The following is a 2,631-nucleotide window of genomic DNA, read 5'->3' as shown; positions in this document are numbered from 1 at the left end:
GTTGCCATATCACGTGTCCATACCGATACCCGCACGCTGGAGCCGGGTGACCTCTTTGTCGCGCTGCGCGGTGAACGGTTCGACGGGGGGCAGTTCCTGGCCCAGGCCGCGAGCCAGGGCGCAGTTGCGGCCCTCTGCGAGCCCGCTTCGCAGGAATTGCTTGCCGAGGCTGGCCTGCCCGGCATGATCGTTCCCGACGCCAAGGCTGCGCTGGGCGCTTTGGCATCCGGGTGGCGCAAGCAATTCAGCCTGCCATTGATCGCGGTGACGGGCAGCAATGGCAAGACCACGGTGACACAGATGATCGCAGCGATCCTGCGAGCCTGGAAGGGCGAGGGTGCGCTGGCCACCCAGGGCAATTTCAACAACGACATCGGGGTGCCACTGACTCTGCTGCGCCTGCGCGCCGCGCATGAGGCCGCGGTTGTCGAGATGGGCATGAACCACCCGGGCGAAATTGCCCTGCTGGCGGGCATGACGGCGCCCACCGTTGCCCTGGTCAACAACGCCCAGCGCGAGCACCTGGAGTACATGGCGACCGTCGAGGCCGTCGCCCGCGAAAACGGCAGCGTCATCGAATCCCTTGGCGCGCAAGGCGTTGCCGTTTTTCCGGCCGATGATTCTTTTGCCCCGCTGTGGTCCGAGCTTTGCGGTCAGCGCAGGCGCCTGACGTTCTCCGATGCAGCCGAGGAGGGGCTGGGCGACGTGCGAGGGCATGGGGACTGGCAGGACGGCGCCTGGAGCGTGACGGCCCGCACGCCGGAGGGCAGTCTGAATTTCCGACTGGGTATCGCGGGGCGGCACAACGTTCGCAACGCCTTGGCGGCTGCGAGCTGCGCACTCGCCGCGGGGGTGTCTCTGGACGCGATCCGCACAGGCCTCCAGGCTTTTGAGGCTGTCAAGGGGCGATCCAGGGCCTTCAGCGTCGCGCTGGCCGGTCGCCGCGTCACGGTGGTCGACGACACCTACAACGCCAACCCGGATTCGGTTCGCGCTGCGATAGAGGTTCTCGCCGAGTTGCCGGCGCCGAGGCTGCTCGTGCTGGGTGACATGGGCGAGATGGGCGACCAGGGCCCCTCATTTCATGCCGAGATGGGTGCGCTGGCGCGCGATCGCGGCCTGGAACAGGTGTTCACTCTGGGCAATCAATCGGTTCACGCCGCGCGGCAATGCGCAGGCGCACGTCATTTCGAAGACATGCCAGCGGTGCTGGCCGCTGTTCGCGGCGCCGCCCCCGGCGTTTCCAGCATTCTCGTCAAGGGATCCCGTTTCATGAAGATGGAACGGGTGGTGGAAGCCATCATTCAGTTCGCGCAGGAACAACAAGGGGGGGCCGTCCATGCTGCCTAGCCTGGCCCAGTGGCTGCAGACGCTTTCGCCCGAATTCGGATTCTTCCGGGTCTTCCAGTACCTGACTTTCCGTGCGGTGATGGCGGCGCTGACGGCACTGTTGATCGGACTGATCGCCGGGCCACCGGTGATTCGCCGTTTGACGGCGCTCAAGATCGGACAGCCGATCCGCGGCTATGCCATGGAAACCCATCTCAGCAAGAGCGGAACGCCGACGATGGGCGGTGTCCTGGTTCTGCTGGCGATCGCCATCGCGACGCTGCTATGGACCGACCTGACCAACCGGTTCGTCTGGATCGTCCTGCTGGTGACGCTCGGTTTTGGCGCCATCGGCTGGGTGGACGACTGGCGCAAGGTCGTGAACAAGGATCCGGAGGGCATGCGCTCGCGCGAGAAATACTTCTGGCAGTCGGTGATCGGTTTGCTGGCAGCGCTGTACCTGGTCTTCAGCATTTCCGAGAACTCCAACATGCGCGTGCTGGAGCTGTTTTTCAACTGGGTGCGGTCCGGCTTTGACGTCAACCTGCCGCCCAAGGCCGGTTTGATGGTGCCGTTCTTCAAGGAAATCAGTTACCCCTTGGGGGTGTTGGGCTTTGTCGTGCTGACCTATCTCGTCATCGTGGGCTCCAGCAATGCCGTGAACCTTACGGACGGTCTGGACGGCCTGGCGATCATGCCGGTGGTCATGGTCGGCTCCGTGCTGGGTCTCTTCGCCTATGTGACCGGCAGCGCAGTTTTCTCGCGCTATCTTTTCCTTCCGCACATTGCAGGGGCCGGCGAGCTCATGATCTTCTGCGCCTCGATGGCGGGCGCCGGCCTGGCCTTCCTGTGGTTCAACACGCATCCGGCGCAGGTCTTCATGGGCGATGTCGGCGCGCTGGCACTGGGTGCTGCCCTGGGTACGGTGGCAGTGATCGTGCGCCAGGAAATCGTACTGGCGATCATGGGCGGCATTTTTGTGGTCGAGGCCCTGTCGGTCATGCTGCAGGTGTCCTACTTCAAGTACACCAAACGCAGGTATGGCGCCGGGCGCCGCATCCTGAAGATGGCGCCTTTGCACCATCATTTCGAGAAAAGCGGCTGGAAGGAAACGCAGGTCGTCGTGCGTTTCTGGATCATCACCATGCTGCTGTGCCTGGTGGGTCTGTCGACCCTGAAGCTGAGATAGGCCATGAACCTGCTTCGCGATCAGGACGTCCTCATTCTCGGACTCGGGGCCTCGGGCCTGGCCATGGCGCGCTGGTGCGCGCGCTGCGGTGCGCGGGTGCAGGTTGCCGATAC

2 protein-coding genes are annotated in these 2,631 nt (G+C 64.2%); both read left to right on the top strand.

Annotation, left to right across the window (positions count from 1 at the left end):
* On the top strand, positions 1–1,350 hold a 1,350-nt coding region (locus tag ACMUOY_RS19930; RefSeq protein WP_413894480.1), incomplete at its 5' end, for a UDP-N-acetylmuramoyl-tripeptide--D-alanyl-D-alanine ligase.
* Complete coding sequence (gene mraY / locus ACMUOY_RS19925) at positions 1,340–2,518, top strand: phospho-N-acetylmuramoyl-pentapeptide-transferase (RefSeq protein ID WP_413894479.1); 1,179 nt, start codon at positions 1,340–1,342, stop codon at positions 2,516–2,518. The genes ACMUOY_RS19930 and mraY, both read left to right, overlap by 11 nt.
* Positions 2,519–2,631: the final 113 nt, after the last annotated feature.

Source organism: Candidatus Skiveiella danica (assembly GCF_022705245.1).
Taxonomy (GTDB): Bacteria; Pseudomonadota; Gammaproteobacteria; order Burkholderiales; family Burkholderiaceae_C; genus Skiveiella; species Skiveiella danica.
Note: the sequence above shows the minus strand (reverse complement) of the source record. Positions and strands in the feature narration are given on the sequence as shown.